This is a genomic window from Salmonella sp. NW1250, from assembly GCF_051812965.1.
In the GTDB taxonomy this organism is placed as follows: Bacteria; Pseudomonadota; Gammaproteobacteria; order Enterobacterales; family Enterobacteriaceae; genus Salmonella; species Salmonella enterica.
The window spans coordinates 1-431 of the sequence record NZ_JAMNDD010000050.1 but is presented as its reverse complement, the minus strand read 5'-3'; the positions used below and the strand labels follow the sequence as shown (position 1 = coordinate 431).

Genomic DNA, 431 nt, shown 5'->3' with positions numbered 1-431 from the left:
TCAGGGTCTTATTTCTCCTGCGCCAGCCGGATACTGCGCTCTATCACCGCCCGCCGGGCGTCACCCGCCGGCAGCAGCTTCAGCATCATCTCCCAGGCCGCCACCGCCTCACCAAAGCGCTGCTGCTCAAAGGCGCTGAACGCATACAGGCTTAACACCCGGATATCCGTGTGGTCGCGGCTCACCAGCCGGCGCAGCAGCTCCCCGCCGCGGCGGTTATCCTCCGGGTCGGACGAGCGCGTCAGCGCCTCCGCGTAGCCCAGCGCCGCATCGCGGTTTTTCGGGTCCAGGCGGTAGGCGTTCGCATACGCCCCGGTGGCGGTACCGGCATTACCCAGTACCATACCGATGCGTCCCAGCATGAGCCAGCCCTCAACATTGCCGGCATCATTCTGCAGGCGGGTGCGCAGCCCCAGCGCCAGCCGCGCCAT

1 protein-coding gene is annotated in these 431 nt (G+C 67.3%); it reads right to left on the bottom strand.

Going from position 1 to position 431, the window contains the following annotated elements:
* Nucleotides 1-8: 8 nt before the first annotated feature.
* Nucleotides 9-431 (bottom strand): tetratricopeptide repeat protein (locus NBA72_RS24200; protein ID WP_094300862.1); only part of this gene is annotated, 423 nt, incomplete at its 5' end.